Annotated in this window: 23 protein-coding genes; 15 read left to right on the top strand and 8 right to left on the bottom strand. The window is 61.9% G+C overall.

Going from position 1 to position 19,785, the window contains the following annotated elements:
* Positions 1–132: 132 nt before the first annotated feature.
* Positions 133–960: a PspA/IM30 family protein gene (locus AAZQ98_RS01565; protein WP_105656123.1), complete on the top strand. Its 828-nt coding sequence runs from the start codon at positions 133–135 to the stop codon at positions 958–960.
* 86 nt (positions 961–1,046) lie between these two features.
* Here the strand turns inward: AAZQ98_RS01565 and AAZQ98_RS01560 are convergent, their stop codons facing one another.
* Genes AAZQ98_RS01560 through AAZQ98_RS01550 form a run of 3 tightly spaced genes read right to left on the bottom strand, consistent with a single transcriptional unit; the run spans position 1,047 to position 3,876 of the window.
* Complete coding sequence (locus AAZQ98_RS01560) at positions 1,047–1,910, bottom strand: hypothetical protein (protein ID WP_434689298.1); 864 nt, start codon at positions 1,908–1,910, stop codon at positions 1,047–1,049.
* Positions 1,907–2,596: a response regulator transcription factor gene (locus AAZQ98_RS01555; protein WP_332727922.1), complete on the bottom strand. Its 690-nt coding sequence runs from the start codon at positions 2,594–2,596 to the stop codon at positions 1,907–1,909. The genes AAZQ98_RS01560 and AAZQ98_RS01555 overlap by 4 nt, the downstream gene beginning before the upstream one ends.
* Positions 2,584–3,876, bottom strand: a complete 1,293-nt coding sequence (locus AAZQ98_RS01550; protein WP_434689296.1) for a histidine kinase — start codon at positions 3,874–3,876, stop codon at positions 2,584–2,586. Before AAZQ98_RS01550 ends, AAZQ98_RS01555 begins: the two co-directional genes overlap by 13 nt.
* A gap of 125 nt (positions 3,877–4,001) precedes the next feature.
* Here AAZQ98_RS01550 and AAZQ98_RS01545 point away from each other — a divergent pair, with 125 nt between their 5' ends.
* Together AAZQ98_RS01545 and AAZQ98_RS01540 are read left to right on the top strand one after the other, a co-directional pair.
* Entirely contained in the window at positions 4,002–4,610 is a 609-nt protein-coding gene (locus AAZQ98_RS01545) for a GNAT family N-acetyltransferase (protein WP_434689294.1), read from the top strand.
* A gap of 71 nt (positions 4,611–4,681) precedes the next feature.
* Positions 4,682–5,521, top strand: coding sequence for an SGNH/GDSL hydrolase family protein (locus AAZQ98_RS01540; RefSeq protein ID WP_105656138.1), 840 nt, complete (start codon positions 4,682–4,684; stop codon positions 5,519–5,521).
* A 4-nt stretch (positions 5,522–5,525) separates the two neighbouring features.
* Here AAZQ98_RS01540 and AAZQ98_RS01535 read toward each other — a convergent pair whose 3' ends face one another.
* Positions 5,526–5,948, bottom strand: a complete 423-nt coding sequence (locus AAZQ98_RS01535) for a VOC family protein (protein WP_105656139.1) — start codon at positions 5,946–5,948, stop codon at positions 5,526–5,528.
* Between the two features lie 198 nt (positions 5,949–6,146).
* Positions 6,147–6,569, bottom strand: a complete 423-nt coding sequence (locus AAZQ98_RS01530; RefSeq protein WP_105656140.1) for an acyl-CoA thioesterase — start codon at positions 6,567–6,569, stop codon at positions 6,147–6,149.
* Positions 6,570–6,813: 244 nt separating this feature from the next.
* Here AAZQ98_RS01530 and glsA point away from each other — a divergent pair, with 244 nt between their 5' ends.
* From glsA to AAZQ98_RS01495, 7 genes are all read left to right on the top strand, one after another.
* A complete protein-coding gene (glsA, locus tag AAZQ98_RS01525; protein WP_105656141.1) occupies positions 6,814–7,842 on the top strand; it encodes a glutaminase A in 1,029 nt (342 codons plus the stop codon).
* Positions 7,843–8,180: 338 nt separating this feature from the next.
* The gene (locus AAZQ98_RS01520; RefSeq protein ID WP_332489206.1) at positions 8,181–8,735 is read left to right on the top strand and encodes an alternate-type signal peptide domain-containing protein; all 555 of its coding nucleotides are present in this window, start codon (positions 8,181–8,183) and stop codon (positions 8,733–8,735) included.
* Positions 8,736–8,760: 25 nt separating this feature from the next.
* Positions 8,761–9,336, top strand: coding sequence for a hypothetical protein (locus AAZQ98_RS01515; protein WP_434689291.1), 576 nt, complete (start codon positions 8,761–8,763; stop codon positions 9,334–9,336).
* A 68-nt stretch (positions 9,337–9,404) separates the two neighbouring features.
* A complete protein-coding gene (locus tag AAZQ98_RS01510) occupies positions 9,405–9,902 on the top strand; it encodes a signal peptidase I (RefSeq protein ID WP_434689289.1) in 498 nt (165 codons plus the stop codon).
* Entirely contained in the window at positions 9,899–10,585 is a 687-nt protein-coding gene (locus tag AAZQ98_RS01505) for a hypothetical protein (RefSeq protein WP_434689288.1), read from the top strand. The genes AAZQ98_RS01510 and AAZQ98_RS01505 overlap by 4 nt, the downstream gene beginning before the upstream one ends.
* Complete coding sequence (locus AAZQ98_RS01500; protein WP_434689286.1) at positions 10,582–11,157, top strand: hypothetical protein; 576 nt, start codon at positions 10,582–10,584, stop codon at positions 11,155–11,157. The genes AAZQ98_RS01505 and AAZQ98_RS01500 overlap by 4 nt, the downstream gene beginning before the upstream one ends.
* 1 nt (position 11,158) lies before the next feature.
* Positions 11,159–12,289, top strand: a complete 1,131-nt coding sequence (locus AAZQ98_RS01495) for a signal peptidase I (protein WP_434689285.1) — start codon at positions 11,159–11,161, stop codon at positions 12,287–12,289.
* Here the strand turns inward: AAZQ98_RS01495 and AAZQ98_RS01490 are convergent.
* A complete protein-coding gene (locus tag AAZQ98_RS01490) occupies positions 12,286–12,891 on the bottom strand; it encodes a TetR/AcrR family transcriptional regulator (RefSeq protein ID WP_434689283.1) in 606 nt (201 codons plus the stop codon). The two genes, AAZQ98_RS01495 and AAZQ98_RS01490, sit on opposite strands and share 4 nt — an antisense overlap.
* A 140-nt stretch (positions 12,892–13,031) precedes the next feature.
* Between AAZQ98_RS01490 and AAZQ98_RS01485 the strand changes: the two genes are divergently transcribed.
* Both AAZQ98_RS01485 and AAZQ98_RS01480 read left to right on the top strand, forming a co-directional pair.
* On the top strand, positions 13,032–14,009 hold the full coding sequence (locus tag AAZQ98_RS01485) for a nitrilase-related carbon-nitrogen hydrolase (protein ID WP_434689281.1): 978 nt from the start codon (positions 13,032–13,034) through the stop codon (positions 14,007–14,009).
* Positions 14,002–15,033 (top strand): agmatine deiminase family protein, encoded by a 1,032-nt coding sequence (locus AAZQ98_RS01480; protein WP_434689279.1) that lies wholly within the window; start codon positions 14,002–14,004, stop codon positions 15,031–15,033. Before AAZQ98_RS01485 ends, AAZQ98_RS01480 begins: the two co-directional genes overlap by 8 nt.
* Before the next feature lie 4 nt (positions 15,034–15,037).
* On the opposite strand, the gene AAZQ98_RS01475 is transcribed toward AAZQ98_RS01480, so the two are convergent.
* Positions 15,038–16,213 (bottom strand): FAD-dependent oxidoreductase, encoded by a 1,176-nt coding sequence (locus AAZQ98_RS01475; RefSeq protein ID WP_434689277.1) that lies wholly within the window; start codon positions 16,211–16,213, stop codon positions 15,038–15,040.
* A 113-nt stretch (positions 16,214–16,326) separates the two neighbouring features.
* On the opposite strand from AAZQ98_RS01475, the gene AAZQ98_RS01470 reads away from it, so the two are divergent.
* From AAZQ98_RS01470 to AAZQ98_RS01460, 3 genes are all read left to right on the top strand, one after another.
* Positions 16,327–17,064 carry a sulfite exporter TauE/SafE family protein gene (locus tag AAZQ98_RS01470; RefSeq protein WP_434689275.1) on the top strand — a complete coding sequence of 246 codons (738 nt, stop codon included), beginning with the start codon at positions 16,327–16,329 and terminating at the stop codon, positions 17,062–17,064.
* A 78-nt stretch (positions 17,065–17,142) separates the two neighbouring features.
* Positions 17,143–18,321 (top strand): hypothetical protein, encoded by a 1,179-nt coding sequence (locus AAZQ98_RS01465; RefSeq protein WP_434689274.1) that lies wholly within the window; start codon positions 17,143–17,145, stop codon positions 18,319–18,321.
* Between the two features lie 54 nt (positions 18,322–18,375).
* Positions 18,376–19,038 (top strand): GOLPH3/VPS74 family protein, encoded by a 663-nt coding sequence (locus AAZQ98_RS01460; protein ID WP_332730845.1) that lies wholly within the window; start codon positions 18,376–18,378, stop codon positions 19,036–19,038.
* 39 nt (positions 19,039–19,077) lie between these two features.
* Here AAZQ98_RS01460 and AAZQ98_RS01455 read toward each other — a convergent pair whose 3' ends face one another.
* Positions 19,078–19,743, bottom strand: a complete 666-nt coding sequence (locus AAZQ98_RS01455) for a GntR family transcriptional regulator (protein WP_105656154.1) — start codon at positions 19,741–19,743, stop codon at positions 19,078–19,080.
* Positions 19,744–19,785 lie beyond the last annotated feature (42 nt).

Here is a 19,785-nt window from a genome sequence, read left to right as displayed (position 1 = left end):
GGGTCTACCCTAACCTGATTAGTTAGGGTAACGCTAACTAATCTTCCAGGTGCGGTCCAGTGCCGGACATGAGTTAGAGCAGCGCAGCTAATTCCCCTAAGCTTTAAGCAACGGAAGACGAAGGGACGCACTATGGCCAAGAAGCGCTCAATTTGGGCTCGAATGTTCGGTATCGGCAAGGCTAACGCCAACGCCGCTTTGGATGCTCTGGAGGATCCGAAGAAGATGCTGGACCAGTCGGTTCGCGAATACACCAACAACATTGCCCAGGCCGAGCAGGCGGTTGCCCAGACCATCGGCAACCTGCGCATGGCCGAGGACGACCACGCCAAGTTCCAGCAGGAAGCCAAGGACTGGGGCAACAAGGCGCTGGCCGCGTCGAACAAGGCTGACGAATATTCTGCCGCCGGTGACAGCACCAACCAGCAGAAGTTCAACCAGCTGGCCACGGTGGCCATCCAGCGCCAGATGGACGCCGAGAAGCGCGCCAAGAACCTGGGATCCACGATCACTACCCAGCGTGATGTCGTCGCCAAGCTGAAGACCGGTCTGAACACCATGCAGACCAAGCGCCAGGAACTGGTGGCCAAGCGCGATGAGCTGGTGGCCCGCGCGCGCAATGCCAAGACCCAGAACCAGATGATGGACACCCTCAAGGCCCTGGACATCAACGACCCGACCAGCGAGATCAGCCGCTTCGAGCAGCAGATCCGCCAGGACGAAGCCAAGGTCCGCGGTGCGCAGGAACTGGCGGCATCTTCCCTGGATGCGCAGTTCGCGCAGCTGGAAGACCTCGGTGCCGAGACCGAAGTCGATGCGCGCTTGGCAGCCTTGAAGGCCAGCAACGCCCCGCAGGACATCCTCGAGGAAGCCGACGGCGCCGCGCAGATCGAAGCCGGCGCACCGCAGGTTTCCGAGATCGAGGCACGCCTGGCTGCCTTGAAGAAGAACCAGGCCTAGGTCCTAGCCGCAAGCGGCAAAGCGTCCCTTTCCGGATCACTACTGATCCGGGAAGGGACGCTTTGCCTTTTTCGTGGAAACCGGGTCTAGCGGCCAACCGATTCCTGGGCGGTGCCTGCTGGATGCAAGGTGGCACTGCCTGCGGAGACATCGATCGTGATCTTGTTGGGGGAGTTCGGATCGGTGGCGAGCAGGTTCTCGACGGATCCGGCGGCCGTATTCTGCCGCAGGTCGTAGGTGGCCTCGGGCAGTTCCAGCTCCAGCGAGCCGGCGCTGACGCTGCCCTCGATGCTCTTGGGCGCCGTGCCTGAGAGTTCGCCAATGAGTTCGCCGGCCGAGATATCAAACCGGGCGCTTCGGACATTGTCCAGGCGCACCGTTGCTTCCCCTGCGCCCAAGTCGATATCGGCGGTGTGCGCGCTGCCGGTGAGGTTCAGCTCCCCGGCACCGACTTCAACCACCAGGTCCTTGAAGGCACCGACTGCGTTGAAGGATCCGGCGGACAGCTCGAAGTCCGCATCCAGCGTTCCGTTGTCCATGGATTGCGGAAGCACCAGCGTTGCCTCGTTGTCGTCGAATCCGCAGCCGAAGAAGCAGAAGTTGTCCCAGGCATTCGGGGCTTCGACGATGAGCCGATCGCGCTCCCGATGCAGCTTCCAGCTCGCGGACTTGGCGCTTTTGACTTCAAGCGTTGCCTTGTCGGTGTCCGCAAAGACCAGATCGAAGCGTCCCGAGCTCGCCGAAACTTCCAAGGCGGTCACCCCGGAGACCTCTGCTTCGTGGACCGAATGCTCTCGGGAGACCGAGGCAAAGGCGCTGCGTGCCGTGGCGATGACCAAGGTGAGAATGACCAGCCCGCCGAGCACCGCGAGGATGATATTCAGCGGCTTGCCGTTGTTGGGTGGCGCCGGTGGGTTTGGCGGTAGCGGCATGGTTTGCGTGGTAGTCATGATCCTGTCCTGTCTGTGCGGTTGGTGCCCAGGGTTTCAATATGAGCCAGGGCTGCCAGCACGCGCCGGTTGCCCGTTCCGTCGGCTTCCAAGCCGAGTTTCTGGAAGATGGAAGTGATGTACTTTTCTACGCTGGCCTCCGAGAGGAAGAGCAGCGCGGCGATCGCCTGGTTGGATTTTCCTTCGGCCAGTGCGGCCAGGACTGTGCGTTCCCGGTCGGTCAGCTTCTGCATGCGGTCATCGTGATTGCGCCGAGTCAACAGCTGTGCCACCACTTCCTGGTCCAAGACGGTTCCACCACCTGCAATCTGCTCCAGCGAGGCAATGAACTCGCTGACATCCGCAACACGGTCCTTGAGCAGGTAGCCGATCGCTCCGGACTGGGTGGAAATCAGTTCCGAGGCGTAGCGCTCCTCGACGTACTGGGAGAGCACCAGCACCGGCAGATCCGGATACTTCTTGCGCAGTTCCAGCGCCGCACGGATGCCTTCATCCGTGTAGGTCGGCGGGAGGCGGACATCCAGGATGCAGATCTGCGGGAAATCATCGGCGGACGAGTTGTCCAGGAAATCCATCAGCCCGCTGGTTTCGGGCAAATCCGCGACAACATGGTGGCCGCTGTGGGCCAGCAACCTGACTAGCCCTTCACGCAGCAGGACCGAATCCTCGCAAATCAGTACGCGCATGGCACGTTCACCTCCACTGCAGTTGGCCCGCCCTGGGGGCTGTCCAGGCTAAAGGTGCCGCCGGCGGCGAGCACCCGATTATTGATTCCATCCAGGCCGCCGCCGGGGGTGATGCGCGCCCCGCCGGTGCCGTTGTCCTCGATGCGGGCCCACAGGGTTTGCTGGCCCTCATGCTCCCGGACCCTCACGGTGACCTGGCAGCGCTGGGCCCGCGAGTGCTTGGCCGCATTGGTCAGCGCCTCGGCAATGGCGAAGTACACCGCCGCTTCGGCCACGCGCGGATAGCGCCCATTGAGCTGGATATCCAGGCCAACCGGGATATGCGAGCGGCCTGCGATAGCCGAGAGCGCCGCATCCAGTCCGCGGTCATCGAGCACCGAGGCGTAGATTCCGCGGGTGAGCTGGCGCAGTTCGGTAATCGCGGATTTGGTTGAAGCGTGGGCTTCGGCTACCAGTTCCTTGGCCTGCTGCGGATCGCTGTCGATCTGCTGGTGCGCAAGCCCCAAGGTCATGGCCACGGAGACCAGCCGGGGCTGGACCCCATCGTGCAGGTCGCGTTCGATGCGGGTGCGCTCCACCTCTGCGGCGCGCACCGCTCCTTCGCGCTGCACCGCGGTGGTGCGCACGCGTTCGACCAGTGCACTCTCGCGGGCAATAGAGCCGACGATTCCCACGGTGACCATCCGGTGCAAGAAAACCAAGCCGATAACCACTGCTATTCCCAGCAGCGCCGCCAGCACCAGCCAAGGTGCCTGGCTTACCGGGGTCTGGAGGCCCCATAGCCCGGGAACGGTTCCCAGCGGGTCGGCATTATCTGCCTGCAAGACCGGGGCGAAGGCAACGATGGACGAACGCACGGCCATTTGCAGGGCAGTGAGCATCAGCGAACCGGCGAGGCAGGCGAAGAGCAAGCTTCCCAGCAGCGCCCACATGCGTCCGTTGGACACATTGCGTCCGAGCGAACGGACGTATTCGCCAAAGCCTTCACGGCGGCGCGGCCGCCAGGTCAGCGGAGCGACGTCCATATCGTAGAGGTTGCTGATTCGAGTCAGCTCGAAGCGGGCCAGGCCGAAGAGCGCATAGACCAATCCGGCCAAGACGACCAGGCCCAAACCGAGGATCGGGGTCAGCGCGACGCCTACCGAGAGCCAGGCCAGCAGCAGCGAAAACAGGATCAGGCCGGCAGACCCGAACAATGCCATATGCAGCAGTGTCATGCCCAATCTCAGTGGGGGACGGGCAGGAGCGGTGCCCGGTAGAACCTTAGGTGTCGAAGTCATACCTCAACACTAGAGCGCGCAGGTCAGCGCCAACACCGAGGGAACCGGAGTTCTTCATTATGGAAAACCCGAAGAATTTGCCTCCCAGGGTGCCCTTTTGGCTTTTCGGAGCGCAGGATGGACAGATGGACACGAACCAGGATCCGCAGGCGGCAGGAACAGCGCCCATCGAGATCAGGCCCCTGGCCGAAGAACGCATGGATGACTTCGCGACAGTAGTGAATCCGAGTAGGAGGCAGAATCATTGCTGGTGCTTGTCGCACCGGATCGGTGCCGCCGAGATCAGGGAACGAGGTGCAGGGGACCGGTTCGCCGCCATGCGCTCGCTGAGCACCGAGCCGATTGCCCCGGGAGTGATCGCCTATCGCGCAGGGGAACCGGTGGGCTGGTGCAGCATCGCTCCGCGATCGAGGATCCCACTGCTGGAAAAGTCCAAGCTCATCAGGCCCGTGGATGATCTGGAGGCTTGGAGCATCACCTGCATGGTGGTGCGCAGCGGCTACCGCCGCCAGGGCGTGAATCGGGAAATGGTCCAAGGCGCAGTGCAGTATGCGCGGGACCTCGGGGCGCCAGCGGTCGAAGCCTACCCCGTGGATCCGGCAGGGCGGATGGACCTGACCATGGCCTTCGTCGGAACCAGGAAGATGTTCGAGCAGGCCGGGTTCGAGGTCGTCGGGGTCAGCGACGCCCAGGCCAGCAGGATGCCCCGGCTGATCATGCGCATGGTTTTCTGAACCGCCAGGGTTTACCAGAAATTCAACCGCAAGCTTCATGCTATGCACTTTCGGCTTCTAGCGTCGGTAGCATGGGACGGCTGTTTATGGCGATCGGGGATTCCTTTACCGAAGGTGTGGGGGACTGGGAACCCAGGCTGCCCAACGGTGTACGCGGATGGGCCGATCGCGTGGCCAAGCAGCTATCCAAAGCGGATCCCGAGTGGCAGTACGTGAACCTGGGAATCCGCAGCCGACGGCTCCAGTCGATTATCGACGAGCAGATCCCCATAGCCCTGGAACTCAGGCCGGAGGTGATCACCTTTTATGCCGGCGGCAACGACATCCTGGAATTCCGCAAGGACATGAAGGAATTCCTTGCCCGATACTCGCAAGCTGTCGAAGCCCTGGTTTCCACGGGTGCCAAGGTCCTGCTGTTCACCGGGTTCGATATCCCCGTGCACCCGGTGCTCGCCCCGTTCAAGCGGCGCAACTGGCGTTTCAATGACCACGTGCGCCGGCTCGCTGAACGCTATCCGGACTCAGTAGTGCTCGTTGACTACTGGAATTGGGAGGCCTACCGGGATAAGCGCATGTGGGATATCGACAAGCTGCACATGAATCGTGCCGGTCATCGCTACATGGCCATCAGGATCCTGGAGATCCTCGGGTATCCGCACCAGCTGGTTTTCGATCCTTTTGGCGCCGCGGACCGGGTCGGATTCTGGCAGGCCACGCAGCGCGACGTGGAATGGCTGAGGCAGTGGGTGCTGCCGATGTTCGGGCGGCGCATGCGCGGCATCACCCTGGGGGACCAGCTGCGTCCCCGCTGGCCGGAGCCGATGCATCCGGCCAAGGGGATGAAGAAGCAGTTCCGCAAGCGCCGCAAAGCAGAAGAGCTGCGGCACCTGCGGAATTCCGAGGTCGGCTAGCTGCCTAGCTGCCTGGGTTTTCCATTGCTTCTGGACTCATCCACGCGATTTCCCAGACGTGGCCATCCGGGTCCTGGACGGCTGCCTGGTACATGCCCGGGAATGGCTCATCTGCCGGGCGGTAGATGCTGCCGCCACCGGCCTCGGCCCGTGCGACGAAGTCGTCGACGCCTTCGCGGGTTTCTGCCGAGAGGGCATTGAGGGTTTCGCGCAGGCCGCTTCCGAGCGCCGGCTTATCGCCGTTGACCAGGAAGCTTGCGAAGAACTCTTGGCGCAGCACCATCACGAGAATGTTCTCGGCGATGATCCATGAGGTGGCATTTTCATCGGAGAACGTCGTGTTCTTGGTGAAGCCCATGGCCTCGTAGAACTTGTCGGCTCTGGCTAGATCGGCGGTCGGTAGGTTGACGAAAATCATCTGGCCCATGGGTTTCTCGCTTCTGCGTAGGGGGAATTCCTCAGTGCAAAAACAACTTTGCTGGACGCATGAACCGAGCGCAAGAGCTATGCGGGATTAACCTTGAAATGAAACAAGGCCCCGCTAGGGCACGCAGTTAAGCGCGGCCGTGCGGGGCCTTGAACCAAACCCTTGAATTCTTGAGGGCTTCGGGCATTCAAGCGGGGACTAGATCAGTGCCTTGGTGATTTCCAGCGGGATGCGATCGCGGGTGTAGGTGATGTGGTCGTAGCCGTGCGGTGCCGGCTTGCCGTCTTCGCCGATGTTCACGAAGACGATCTTCTCGATGGTCAGGATCGATTCCTGGGTGAAGATGTTGCGCACCTCTGCGCGCAGGGTGACCGAAGTCCGGCCGAAGTCGATAGCGGTCAGGCCCATCTCGATCAGGTCGCCTTCCTTTGCGGAGGCGATGAAGTTGATCTCGGACATGAACTTGGTGACAACGTGCTTGTTGCCCAGCTGGATGATCGAGTAGATCGCAGCTTCTTCGTCGATCCAGCGCAGCAGGCTGCCGCCGAACAGCGTGCCGTTTGCGTTCAAGTCTTCTGGGCGAACCCACTTGCGCGTATGAAAAGTAATACCCTTAGCCATACACAAAATGCTAAGTCAGATCGGGTGCATTGCGCTGTAAGGTGCTCCACAATGTAGGGGAAAACACATGCGATTCATGCATTGAATACCAAGTGGACGCGTGATTGGGGCGGGTGCCGGGAGAACTGGCCCAATGCTTCCTGCCTGCTGATGGCTGTATCCAAGGTGCTAAGCGGCAATGCTGTTGATAAGGTCAAGTCAAGCAGCATGAATCAACGGACCCAGGACTAAAAGGCAGGTGAAGATGACCTATCCTTCGGAAGGGAATAACGAAACTATTCCCACCGATTTCGACGACGTCGTTCAGCAAGTTTCTACCGGTGAGCTGGAACATGATCGCATCGATTCCCTGCTCAAGGAAGCCCATGAGCGATACGCGGATGCAGACGACGGGCTCCTTGCCCACTACATTCCGATCCTGGGCCAAGCGGACCCCAATCTCTTTGGCATCGCCATGTCCCACGTCGGCGGCTCTGTCCACATGGTTGGCGATTGCGATCACCTGTTCTCGATCCAGTCGATCTCCAAGATGTTCGTCTACGCGCTGGTGGTGCAGGAGCATGGGCGCGAGGTCGTTCGCGAACGCATCGGCGTGAACAATACGGGCATGTCTTTCAACTCTGTGATGGCCGTCGAATTGAACAACGGCTTGCCGATGAACCCCATGGTCAATGCCGGCGCCATCGCCACGACAGCAATGATGCCCGGTAAGACCGCTGCCAAGAAGTGGGAGAACGTCCGGGAAGGGCTATCCGCCTTTGCCGGCCGGGCGCTGAGCCTGGATGACGAGGTCTATCACTCAGAATCGCTGGCCAACGAGCGCAACAAGGCCTTGGGGCATTTGCTCAAGAGCTATGGGCGGCTGGAGAACGAACCTGCGGATGCCGTTGATGTGTACACCAAGCAGTGCTCGCTGAATATCAGCGCGCATGATCTTGCCGTCATGGGCGCGACGCTGGCCGATGGCGGAGTGAACCCGGTGACCGGAAAGCGCGTCGTCGATGCAGACGTTTGCCGCGATACCCTGGCGACCGTGGCCTCCAACGGCTTGTACGAGCGTTCTGGCGAGTGGCTGTTCGAGATCGGGATTCCGGCTAAGTCCGGGGTTTCTGGCGGCATTGTCGCGGTAGCTCCGGGCAAGGGCGCCATTGGCGCGTTCTCGCCGCCCTTGGACATGGCCGGGAACTCGGTGCGCGCGCAGCTGGCCATCGGGCAGCTTTCGCGTGCCATGGGCCTGAATCTGTTTGCGTCGGCGCCAGATCGGGAAAGCTGATCCCGGGCGTTTCACGCATTATCCAAAAGGCGGATTGATTCGCTAACTAGCTAGACTTTTATGGACAGGTGGATGGCCTTTGCCGTCCATCTTTCGCCATCCGGCGCCGGATCGTCTCGAGAGTTGGAAGCACCATGCAAAGGTACTGATCAGCTACTGGTTAGCCAAAACCTTCGACGCCATGAGAATGCGCTTCCGCGGCGGTTGCATTCTTTCCTATGGCGGTGCAGGCCGGCGGCAGCGACATGTGACGTCCGGGGGTTGTAAAACCTACTAAACAAGCTTTACTTAAAGTGTGTGTCACTGGGGGCACCTGAAACTTTGAGGATGCGTAATTCATGAAGAAAGTAACCAAGGCAACCATTGCTGCTGTTGCAGCCGGAGCGCTGTTGCTCGGCGGCGCTGGAACGATCGCGCGCTGGCAGGCGCAGCAGACTATTGACGCGGGCACCGTGGAAACCGGCCACCTGAACTTGACGACCAACGGGGAGGGCAGCTGGCAGGACATCAGCAATCCGGAAGCGCCCGAGCCGTTCGACCCGGCAACCCAGCAGCTCGTTCCCGGGGACGTTGTTGCGTTCAGCCAGACCGCCACCATCGATGCCGAAGGCAAGAACATTGCTGGATCGCTGAGCGTCGACCAGGCGGCTACGGCGCTGGGAGCGTTGGAAGGATACGTGACCGTCGCTCTGCAGGTCGATGCATCGGCGCCGGGGATTACGGAGGAAGCTGACGGCACACTGAGCTTTGCCGATCCGGGCACCTATTCAGTTCCATTCCTGATCACCGTCACCTTTGCCGAAGGAGCGGTGGGGGACACCCCGCCGTCGACCTACGACCAGCCGCTGGATCTTGAAGCGCTGACGCTGACCTTGGACCAAGTCCGCGCTTAGTCATGAAACGTGGATTGGCTGGTGCATGCCCAAACCCTTGAAGTTCGCCATAGTCGCGGTTGTGCTCTTGCTGCTGGGTATCAGCGCGCAAAGCACGGCCGCAACTTGGCGCGCCGAAAGCACGGTGGATCCGCCAGCCTTGAAAACCGGTTCGCTGGCATTGCTGGCCGGTGGCGAAACCGAGCACCAGTTCGCGAAGCTGTCCGGCAGCGAGCTGATCCCCGGGGCGTTTACGCAAGCACCACTGGTGATCACCAATGCTGGCACTGTGGACTTGACCTATCAGCTGGATGGGGCGGTCAATGCGACCGCTTCGCCGACTGCCGCTGATCGTGCCCTGTCCAGCGCTTTGCAACTGAGCATCTATTCCGGCATGGACCAAGAGGCCTGCGAAGCCGACCAGCCGTTGGCCGGGGAACGGCTGTATGCCGGGCCGCTGGGATCCACCGCCGCCTTCGCAGCTGCCAGGGTGCTGCGCGCCGCGCCGGCGATGGCGAATGAGGCCTTGTGCATTCGTGTTTCGGTTCCCTCCGGGGCACCTCAAACGGCTTCCGGCGGGAAAGTAGCGCTCAAGCTGGGGTTCGCGGGGCAGCAACGATGACAATTGGGAATCGCGTCCGGCGCAGGGAACAGCAGGAACGCACAGGGATCCGGTGGTGGTGCGGTCAGGTGCTTTCCTGGCTCGTGCTGTTCATCGTCCTTGCCCTGATTGCCGTCATGATCGTGGTTCCGAAATTGGGCGGGGCGACGGCGTATACCGTGCTCACCGGATCCATGCGGCCGCATTTGCCGCCCGGTACTTTGGTGGTGGTGAAGCCGATTGACCCGGAGCACCTTCGCATTGGCGAGGTTGCCACCTACCAGCTGGAATCAGGTGAGCCTGAAGTCGTTACGCACCGTGTTTCCGCTATCGGCGCGAGCCTGGGCGGGGAAGAACAATTCATTTTCCGCGGGGATGCAAACAACACCGATGACGCTCCGGTGCAACCCGAACAGATCCGGGGCAAGCTCTGGTATTCCGTCCCGCTCCTGGGATACGTGAACAGCGCTCTGTCACTCCAGCAGAGAACGTGGCTGACCTGGATCGCAACGAGCGGATTGATCGTGTATTCGCTGGTGATGTTCGGCGGGGCATGGCGTGAACGGCAGGGGAAAGGGCATCGATGAAGCTCCGTTTTCTTGCAGCCAGTGCGGCCATGACGGCCGTGATTCCCTGCGCGGCACTCGGTCTAGCACTGCCCGCATCAGCCGCGGAAACTGACCAGGGCCTAAGCTACAGCTTGGACGGCCGGGTCTATTCCGATGCCCCACCGCAGGTATTTGGAGGAGCCCCGGTCTTGGCGCCGGGCGTTGAATCCACAGGATCCTTGTGGATTCGCAATGACCGGGAGTCGGATATCGAAGTCCGCATCCGGACGATCGAGCCCGCTGCGTCAACCAGGATCTATTTCGAAACAGCCGGAGCCACGGTAGTCCGGTTGGAACCGGACAAAGCCGCGGAATTCGGACTGAGGGTCGGACTGCCCTGGTCGGCGAAAAATGAGTCGGAGGACCAGCAGGTGCCTTCGTTGCAGGTGCGCATCGACGCCGTCGAATTAGCAGGCGGAGATGGGCAAGCTCCGGATTCTTCGCGGCCGCCTGACGAAGGGGATTCGCCCGACAGCGATGCGCCGAGGGAAGAGCTGCCCCAATCGGATCCTCCCGAGCGGCATGATGGGCTCGGAGATACCGGGTTCCGCGGTGCGGCGCTGCTTGCGGCGGCAGGCATCGCGGGCATCGGGGGATTATCGTTGCTTGCTGCGCAACGCAGGAAACAAAAGGAAATTGAAACGGACGGAGTGGAACGATGAGCGACCGTTCAATGCGCATCAAGGCAATTCTGTCCTTGGGCATCCTCGTAGGATTCGGCACCGTCTCGACGCTGGCCTCATGGACCGGACAAGCGACAGCTACCTCGAACGTCAGCACGGCCACCGTTGCCCTGGGAGTTGGAGCTACTGCGACCACCGCAACCTCGGCCAGCTACCAGATGCCCATCAGCGGCAATAACCTGTTTCCGGGCTCGACATCGGCATCCGTCGTGACAGTGAAGAACACCGGTTCCATCTCGGCGCCCTATGTTTTCGGCGGAAGAATCACCGAATCGGGCAACGCTGCGCTGGGGGCGGCACTCAATATCGTTGTAAAAACAGGCGCCACGGTCAGCGGCACCGGCTCCAGTGTTACTTGCTTGGGCGGAACGACGCTGCTGTCGAAGAACGCTGGATCCCAGTTCGGCAGTGCCTCGGCCGCCAGGCCCTTGGCCGCCGGCAGCAGCGAAACCCTGTGCGTGCAGTACTCGCTGCCAGTAACCGCGGCCAATACCCTGCAGGGCGCCACGACGGCAATCACCCTGGACTTCACCTCGACGGTGGGTTCATGAGATGAAGTCGAATCGAACTGGACCCCGCACAGGATCTTCGCTGACGCTGTTCCAGCGCCTCGTGCTGAACGCCTGCGCCGCGGCCGGGACCCTGTGCCTGGTCATGGCGGTGCTGGCGTTGGCTTTCGGGATCAAGCCCCTGGTTTTCGCCTCGGGATCAATGGGACCGGGCATCCCCACTGGTTCGCTGGGTCTGGCTGTTCCGACCGCGGTAGAGGACGCCGCCATAGGCGACGTGGTTTCGGTGGTGATCAGTGACGAAGTGCGGGTGACGCACCGGGTTGTCGAAAAGACGGACGCGGGGCTGATCCTCAAGGGTGATGCCAATCCCGTCGCGGACCTGCAACCGTATGCGGTGGACAGCGTCGACCAGCTGCTGGCCAGTATACCGGTCCTGGGCTACGTCGTATCGTGGCTGTCCCAGCCATGGGCCTATTCTCTCGGCGGACTGCTGTGCGCCTACCTGCTCTATGTCGCGTTCATCAAGAGGGATGGTGAAAGCGGCCGACTTTCATCCGGGCAGGGCATGAATGAGGCCGAAATGGACCCAGGCCCTTTTGCCGGTCGCGAGCATCAAGCCACTGAATTTCGGGTATCCGGAGCTAGGCGGGAATCCATGTCGCAACGATCTCGGCGACGGACCCTGATTCAGATGGCTGGCATGTTTTCAATACTCACGTTGTGCCTTTTGCCGATTCAAATCGAACAAACCCAGGCAGCTTTCTCCAGCCAAGCTGCGGCTTCCGCCACGGCTACTGCGCTCACGGCTCTGCCCCCAGCCAACACTCAATGCACAGAGAATGTCGGGGACCAGCAAACCATCCGATTCGATTGGTCAGTTTCCGGACCAGAACCAACGTCCTATACCATCACCGGACAACTCAATGGCAGCTCGACGGTAAAGACAGAGTCGCTTGCTGGCAACACACGAAGCTACACGACATCCCTGTCTTCGAGCCAGGGTCTACTGGGTGCCCTGCTGGATTTGCTCGTAGGCTTCGACAGAAAATTCACGGTGGCGATCAGGGCGAATTACGGATCATGGAGTTCAGCCCCCGTGAGCTTTACTCAAATTCATGGCAGCGCTGGACTTCTGGGCAGCAACAAGCGTCTAACCTGCCAACCGCACTAGTCTGGCAGCGAATATAGACCATTGATAATCAGATCAAGGCCCACCGCAAAGGTATTTGACGCCCGGTCCTCGTCGCCCAGGGCAGTGGCCAGTGACTCGCTGAAAGCGCGTGTCGACTCTCCGTCGATTTCCCATACATTCTCGGGTGCCGCAGCGTCCAAGGCGGATCCGAGCACAAAGGAGTCGACGATCGTGATGCCCTGCAGCCGCCGCTTCGGTTCGAACCCGGCCATAGCGAAGGCCTCGGCCAGTGCATCGTAGACGCGCAGCGTGGTGCTGTCGCGGACTGTGTGGCTGGTGAGCAGCGGGATCAGCCGTGGGTGCCTTGAATACGACTCCCAGTAGGACGTGGCAATTTGCCGTACGATATCCTGCCAGTCGCTGGAATCGTTATCTGGCAGGCTGATCGCCGACATGGCCCGGCCTCTCATCAGCTCGATGATCTCATCCTTGCCGGACACGTGGTTGTACAGGGACGAAGCGGAGACCGACAGGGCCTTGGCCAATTGCGGAAGCGTGAACTCGCCATGGGCGTCAACGAGCTTGAGTGCGGCATCGGCGATCGCGGTGGTGCTGAGCTTCGGCTTGGAAGGCCTGGCCATGAATTCTCCCGTTGTTGAAGGTTCTGGGTAGAGCTTACACAAATAAACGAAAGTCATTCGTTAAATCTCTTGCGCCGAGGCCGTCGCTGGACCTAATCTGTAAACGAATACCATTCGTTTAATATCCGAAGGGGAGCCCAATGCAAGAGATCTTGGCCCTTGAACCACCCGTTTCCCCGGCGCGTGCCGAAGCCAAGTCGCGCGGCGAGATCACCATTGCGCTGGTGCAGCACCGCTGGCTTGAAGACCCGCGGGAACTGCGCGGGGAACTGGAGGACGGCATTGCCCGCGCGGCCAAGCATGGCGCGCGCATTGTCTTCCTCCCGGAATTGACCATGGGCAAATATCCGGCCTTCGAGATCCCGGACGCCGACGCAGCGGACGAGACCGCCGAGGATCTGGAGCACGGGCCGACCGTGTCCTTCGCCCGCGAGATGGCCGCGAAGTACAACCTGCACGTGCACATCTCGCTGTTCCGCAAGGCTCCGGCCGCCGACGGGTTGGGATTGAACACCGCAGTGGTTCTTTCCCCGCAGGGCCGGATCGTCGCGCTGACCAACAAGCTGCATATTCCGCGGACCGCAGGCTACTACGAGGACAAGTACTTCCGCGAAGGGCCTAATGACGAGCCCTATCCGGTACACCGCATCGCGGCGCTCGGGGACCTGGCCATGGGCCTGCCCACTTGCTGGGATGAATGGTTCAGCGAGCCGCCACGCATCTATTCGCTGGCCGGAGCGGACCTGCTGGCCTATCCCACCGCAATCGGTTCCGAGCCGGACCACCCGGACTTCGACACCGAGCCGCTGTGGCGCCAGACCATCATCGGCAACGGCATTGCCAATGGGCTGTTCATGGTTGTCCCCAACCGCTGGGGCTACGAGGGAGCACTGGACTTCTACGGTTCGTCATTCATCTCGGACCCCTACGGCCGCATCCTGGCCCGCGCCCCGCGCGATGCCTCAGCGGTGCTCGTGGCCACCTTGGACCTGGACGCCCGGCGCGACTGGCTGGAGCTCTTCCCGTTCCTGCGCACCCGCCGTCCCGATACCTACGCGGCGCTGGCGGCGCCGCGCGAAGACGCCCAGCTGGGAGAACGGACGCAGACCCATGCCTGAGTTGCGCATGCCGGCAGAAACCGAAGCCCATGAGCGCATCTTCATGGCATTTCCCTCCGGCGGCTACACGCTGGGAGAAACCGAAGCGCAGGCCGAAGCGGCCCGCGCCGCCTGGAGCGCCGTAGCCCGGGCGGTTAGCACCTTCACCCCGGTCACGATGGTGGTGGACCCGGCCAGCGAAGCCGAGGCCCGGCGCCATCTGGGCGATGCGGTCAGCTACAGCCTGCACCCGCTGGACGATGCCTGGATGCGCGATTCCGGCCCGAGCTTCGTGCGCACCGCACAGGGCCAGCTCAAGGCGGTGAACTGGAACTTCAACGGCTGGGGCGCGCAGAGCTGGGCATCTTGGGACAAGGACCGACTGGTGGCGGGCCATGTCGCGCGCCTTGCCGGGGCAGAGGAGATCCGGGCGTCGATCACCAATGAGGGCGGCGGGATCCACGTGGACGGCGAGGGAACGGTGCTGGCCACGCGCAGCGTCCAGCTGGATCCGGGGCGCAACCCGGGCCAGACCGAGAAGGACATCGAGGACGAGTTCGCCCGGCTGCTCGGAACCCGGAAGACCATTTGGCTCGATCGCGGGCTGAGCCGGGACAACGAGGAATTCGGCACGCGCGGCCACGTGGACATCGTCGCCTGCTTCGCCCGGCCCGGCGTGGTGCTCTACCACGACCAGCAGGATCCTCGGCACCCGGACTACGCGATTTCGCAGGCGGTGCGCGAACGGCTTGAGCAATCAACCGACGCGCAGGGACGGGTGCTGGAGCTCATTGCCGTGCCGGCACCGACGGTGCTGCGCGATGCCGAAGGCTGGGTGGACTATTCCTACATCAACCACCTGGTGACCAACGGCGGGGTCATCGCCTGCAGCTTCGATGATCCCAACGACCACCAGGCCGCGAGCATCCTGGCTGCGGCCTATCCCGGACGGGAAGTGACCAGCGTGGATGCGCGCGAGCTCTTCGCCCGCGGCGGCGGCATCCACTGCATCACCCAGCAGCTGCCCGCCACCGAACGGGGATAGGCGCCTAGCCCAGGCCGACCGCGCGGCGGCGTTCCAGGAAGACCGGTTTCGCCGCCGTGCGAGTCGCGGAAAACAGGGGGTCGGCCGCACGCCGGCCCAGGGCCAGGTCGGCCAGGTATTCGCCGATGGCGGGCACGAATTTGAAGCCGTGGCCGCTGAATCCCGCGCCGAGGGTGACCGGCCCCAGCGAATCGAGGATGAAGTGCTCGTCGGCGGTGTTGGCGTAGGTGCAGGATACCGTTTCGTAGCGCGAAGGATCCGCTCCCGGAAGCCAGCGTGCCGCGTAGTCCTGCAGTCCGCGCAGCTGCTCGTCGCTGGTATGGTGCGGCCGGTGCTCCGGATCGATGATCCGTCCGGAACCATGCCAGCCCACCTTGATGCCTTCCCCCGGGGTGCGCATGCCGTAGATGGGCCCGAAGACGCGTGATCCGATATCCCGTGCCGGATCCAGGGTGTGGTTGAACCCCGGCCAGTGCGCCGGCAGGTCCTTCTGCGCGAAATGCACCGGGTGCTCTTCGGTGACGTGGATGGCAGGAAGCTTGAGCGCATCGCCCAGCAGCAGCGCGGTCCAAGCCCCCGCGGTGACGATGGCATGGCGGGCCCGCATAGCCGAAACGGTGCCCTGGTGCTGGACTTGCACCTCGACACGGTCATCGGCAATCACCTCCAGACCGGTCACCCGGTGCCCGTATTCCACGGCAGCTCCGTGCCCTAGGGCCAGCTTCTGCAGCGAAGCCACTGCAAGATCGGCATTGATCTGGCCGCCGGCGGGGATATGCAGGACTTCGGTCTCGAACTTCATTCCCGCGAAACGCTCTTCTGCCGCAGCGATGCTCAGCAGCTCGCTGCCGAATCCTGCGTGGGCGAGGACCTGGTGCATTGCCCGTTGTTCGGCAACGATTCCGTGATTGACCAATCCGGTGCGCTCCAGCAGCCGGGTGCCGGCTTGCTCGGAAAGCGAATCCCACAAAGCGTCGGAACGCTGCAGCAGGCGAAGATACTCCGGTTCGGTGTAGGCAGGATTGAAGTTGCGGGTTGCTCCGTGCGAGGCGCCTTCCACATGGCCCGGGGCAAAGCGTTCCAGCAGCAGGACCTCGTGCCCGGCAGAGGCCAGGGACCACGCGGCCGCCGAGCCCATCGCGCCGCCGCCGATAATCAGGAAATCTACGTCATTGCTCACCTCTACAGCGTAAAACTCCAACTGAAGCGGGCTCCATTCAATTGACTCATTGGCCGTGGACTAACGTAATAGAGGATGGCGATCGGGAAAGCGGAGGCAGCGTGGAGCAAAGCGTGCAACTAGCGGCGGTAATCGGCTTGGCAACTGCAGTTTTCGTGGGCGCCTCGACACAACGGATCTCTGGAATGGGGTTCGCGCTGGTCTCATCGCCCTTCCTGGTCATGGTCTTGGGACCCCATGAGGGGGTCATGCTGGTCAACCTGCTCGGCGCCTGCAGCAGTTTGCTGATCTTTGCGCAAGTCTTCCGTCAGGTCGAGTACCGGAAGGTCGCCTTCATGCTCATACCGGCCATGCTCATGACCGTTCCCGGAGCTTGGCTGGCGAACTCGCTGGAGGGTCCATGGCTTTCCATCGGCATATCGTTCATGGTGATCTTGGCACTGGTTTCGAGTTTCATGATTCGAAACCTCGCGATGGCCCAAAGCAAGGGATTGGCCATCGGCGCCGGGGCAGTTTCCGGATTCATGTCGGTGACCGCCGGTGTCTCCGGCCCGGCCATCGCGGGATACGCCGTGGCCAGCCGCTGGCCGCAGGCGCAATTCGCCATCTCCGTGCAGCTCTACTTCCTGGTGCTGTCGCTGACGTCCCTGGCCGCCAAGGGCGGCATGCCTCAACTGGATTGGCAGCAGTGGGGCGCCTGCCTTGGCGCGATGGTGCTGGGCATCTTGCTGGGCAATTACCTGGCTCCGAGGATCCCGCAAAAGTTCAGTCGCGCATTCGTGATACTGATTGCCTTCGGCGGTGCCGTGAGCCTGATGGCCAGCGGCTTGGTCGACTTGGCCTCCAACTAGCGCAGTGCGCTGCTGCGCGGCGTGCGGCGGCGCCGCGGGCGGTACACGTTTTTCAATGAAAATGAGAGAATGTACTCCGTGCATTCCCAATATCCCGATGTAACTCTCAGCAAACGAGTCAGCGAGCTAGACATTGAGCGCCGTGCCCTGTGGGCCGGCCTGTTCTGTTCCCTATTCGGGTTGGTTGTGGGGCTCATTATCTTCGCCGGAGAACGTCCGCCGCTCTTTGGCGATCTGTCCGTGGGCATCGTCTCCGCCGTTTGCGGTGCTGTCTCGGCCGGAACCAGCAGCGCCTATGCTTTCCGTTCGATGCTGAGGGCACGGGAACCGTGGCTGAAGAAGATTCCCAAATGGCGCCAAATCGTCACGGCCCTGGGTCTCGTATTGGTGCACGTAGCCAGTTCTGTCATGATCCTGCTGGTGGTCTTCCATTTGTTCCAGCAGGCCTTCTACGGGCTGCATTTGGATGTGCTTGCAGGCGCGCTGGCAGTCAGCGTCGCCACGGGCATCTCCGCCTACCTGTCCTTGGAAGCAACCGCGCGCATCAACGCGGAATCACTTTCCGTGGTGCTGGGCATCTTCATGAGCGCCGGGGTGCTGATCAGCATGCTGCTGGCCGAAGACCAGGGCTGGTGGCAGAGCATGTTCTCTTCGCTGGGAACCACGCAGGCCGGCATGGGCTCGTTCTGGACCTTCAACCTCACGCTGGTGATTTCCGGCTTGGTGCTGGCGGCCTTCACCGAATTCCTGACCCGCGACCTGGTCCGCCTGGCCCAGTCCTACCGTTGCCGCCCGGCGCTGGAAAGGTACAGGATTGCACGAATGGTGCGTCCCCGGCCGCGGCTCGTGCGCTGGTGCCTGCTGATTGTCTCGGTCGGCATTATCGGCATTGGCCTGGTCCCCTTCGATCTGTCGATGGAAGTGCATTCGGCCTTCGTGCAGTTGGTCTCGGCAGCCATGATCTTCTTGCTGCTGGGCACCATCGTGCTGCTGCCTGGCTACCCTGCGGTATTCCATATGCTCTCCTACGCAGCCATTGGCGCGATCTGGGCGGCCTTCCAGCTGTGGACCGAATGGTCGTACTACAACCTGACCGGTTTCGAGCTTTCGGTCGTGGCCATCATGTTCAGCTGGATCTCGGTATTCATCCGCACGACGTCGGCGATGACCCAGGACCGTTCCGAACCTCGCACCACCCATTCGCCTTCCGAAGTAGCCAAGGCGAAGAAGTCCGCGGGTAAGGGCGGCCGAGCCTGAATATCCGTCGGAAGGCTGAAGAATTTCGCCTCTGCGGGCCGGTAGCCTGAAAATATGTTGATTGCAGAAAAGCTCTACTTGCTAATGGCCGATGACTCCGAAAAGCCGGAGACAGTTGTATCAGCTACGGGATACGGCATGAATGCTGCCATCATCACCGACTTGATGATCGCTGGGCGTGTGGCGCTGAGCGAGGATCAGCAGCGGCAGATCCAACTCATCGGTGCCGGCCCTTGCCCGGATCCAGTTCTCGCCGCGCCATTGGAAAAGCTGGAAAAGAGAGGCAATCTGAGCCTCGACGAAGCGGTGAAGATCAATTCCTTGTGCGAGGCCCGCTCGCTGACCGATTCCTTGGCCAAGGGCGGGATTATCGAATACGGTGAACGCACACTGCTGGGCTTGGGCAAGCAGCGGGTCCGCATCATCAACCAGCAGATCCAGCGGCAGATCCGGACCGATTTGCAGGGCGCCCTGCACGGGCAGAAGATCCCGGGAACTAGCGACACCACCGTGCTCGCGATCTTGCAGGCGATAGGCCTGGTGAACGATGTGCTGGAAGAAGAGCTCGCACCCATGACGGGAAGCCAGGCGCAGTCCCGGATTGCGGAACTCGCGCAGGATTCACCGGCAGCCGACTCGGCGCAACGGGCAGTGGCAGCGATGAACGCCGCCATCGTTACCCAGCGCGTCATTCCGCCCGCGCCTGGCAAGAAATAGCTGGACGGCGCCCGCAAGGAAAGACTACTGCGCGATGATTCAGCGCAGGGTGCTCAATCCCGCATCCATGACCACCTGGATAGTGGAGCGGTAATGGCTATTGAGCAGCTCGCCGAGCAGGGCTGCATTACGATCCAAGGCGGCATCCAGGATTTCCTGGTGCTCCTTCTCAACGTTGCGCTTGCCTGCGGCCTTCGACGGGGCAGCCCAGCGGCGGTACAGCTCGGTGAAGTTCGAAAGGTCGGCAGAGAGCTTGAGCATCGGCTGGCAATCGCACGGTACCAGCAATGCATGGTGGAATTCGCGGTGCGCCTCGGACCATGCGGGGTTGACGGTGCCAGGTTCCTCCGGCAAACGCCGCGGAGTGCGCGAAAGCTTGTGGTGGGCTGCGATCAAGTTCGATTCCCACGCGACATCTCCGCGCTCCACCGCCAAGCGGGCGGCCAGTGCCTCGGTGGAACACCGCAGTTCGGTGATATCCGCCAGTTCGCGCAGGTTCAGATCCGGCACGAAGAAACCGCGGTTTGGGCGGATGACCACCAGGTTTTCCCCCGCTAGCCGTGTCAGCGATTCGCGGATCACGGTGGTGCTGGTCTCGAACTGCTCTGCCAAAGTGGTCGGCTGAAGGCGGTCACCGGGGGACCAGAAGCCATCAAGGATGGTTCGGCGGATACCCTCCAGGGAATGAACTGATGCCTTTGCCAAGCTGACCTCTTCATGCGTGATCGATTGAATCTGATGTTAATA

Origin of the sequence: Glutamicibacter sp. Je.9.36, assembly GCF_051129975.1 — a bacterium.
Lineage (GTDB): Bacteria > Actinomycetota > Actinomycetes > Actinomycetales > Micrococcaceae > Glutamicibacter.
The sequence above is the reverse complement of the archived record's forward strand: the minus strand, read 5'-3'. Positions and strand labels throughout refer to the sequence as shown.

Coding starts and splice junctions, on each gene's coding strand:
- AAZQ98_RS01565 (WP_105656123.1), top strand. CDS start 133: ATGGCCAAGAAGCGCTCAATTTGGGCTCGAATGTTCGGTATCGGCAAG.
- AAZQ98_RS01560 (WP_434689298.1), bottom strand. CDS start 1,910: ATGACTACCACGCAAACCATGCCGCTACCGCCAAACCCACCGGCGCCA.
- AAZQ98_RS01555 (WP_332727922.1), bottom strand. CDS start 2,596: ATGCGCGTACTGATTTGCGAGGATTCGGTCCTGCTGCGTGAAGGGCTA.
- AAZQ98_RS01550 (WP_434689296.1), bottom strand. CDS start 3,876: ATGACTTCGACACCTAAGGTTCTACCGGGCACCGCTCCTGCCCGTCCC.
- AAZQ98_RS01545 (WP_434689294.1), top strand. CDS start 4,002: ATGGACACGAACCAGGATCCGCAGGCGGCAGGAACAGCGCCCATCGAG.
- AAZQ98_RS01540 (WP_105656138.1), top strand. CDS start 4,682: ATGGGACGGCTGTTTATGGCGATCGGGGATTCCTTTACCGAAGGTGTG.
- AAZQ98_RS01535 (WP_105656139.1), bottom strand. CDS start 5,948: ATGGGCCAGATGATTTTCGTCAACCTACCGACCGCCGATCTAGCCAGA.
- AAZQ98_RS01530 (WP_105656140.1), bottom strand. CDS start 6,569: ATGGCTAAGGGTATTACTTTTCATACGCGCAAGTGGGTTCGCCCAGAA.
- glsA (WP_105656141.1), top strand. CDS start 6,814: ATGACCTATCCTTCGGAAGGGAATAACGAAACTATTCCCACCGATTTC.
- AAZQ98_RS01520 (WP_332489206.1), top strand. CDS start 8,181: ATGAAGAAAGTAACCAAGGCAACCATTGCTGCTGTTGCAGCCGGAGCG.
- AAZQ98_RS01515 (WP_434689291.1), top strand. CDS start 8,761: ATGCCCAAACCCTTGAAGTTCGCCATAGTCGCGGTTGTGCTCTTGCTG.
- AAZQ98_RS01505 (WP_434689288.1), top strand. CDS start 9,899: ATGAAGCTCCGTTTTCTTGCAGCCAGTGCGGCCATGACGGCCGTGATT.
- AAZQ98_RS01500 (WP_434689286.1), top strand. CDS start 10,582: ATGAGCGACCGTTCAATGCGCATCAAGGCAATTCTGTCCTTGGGCATC.
- AAZQ98_RS01495 (WP_434689285.1), top strand. CDS start 11,159: ATGAAGTCGAATCGAACTGGACCCCGCACAGGATCTTCGCTGACGCTG.
- AAZQ98_RS01490 (WP_434689283.1), bottom strand. CDS start 12,891: ATGGCCAGGCCTTCCAAGCCGAAGCTCAGCACCACCGCGATCGCCGAT.
- AAZQ98_RS01485 (WP_434689281.1), top strand. CDS start 13,032: ATGCAAGAGATCTTGGCCCTTGAACCACCCGTTTCCCCGGCGCGTGCC.
- AAZQ98_RS01480 (WP_434689279.1), top strand. CDS start 14,002: ATGCCTGAGTTGCGCATGCCGGCAGAAACCGAAGCCCATGAGCGCATC.
- AAZQ98_RS01460 (WP_332730845.1), top strand. CDS start 18,376: ATGTTGATTGCAGAAAAGCTCTACTTGCTAATGGCCGATGACTCCGAA.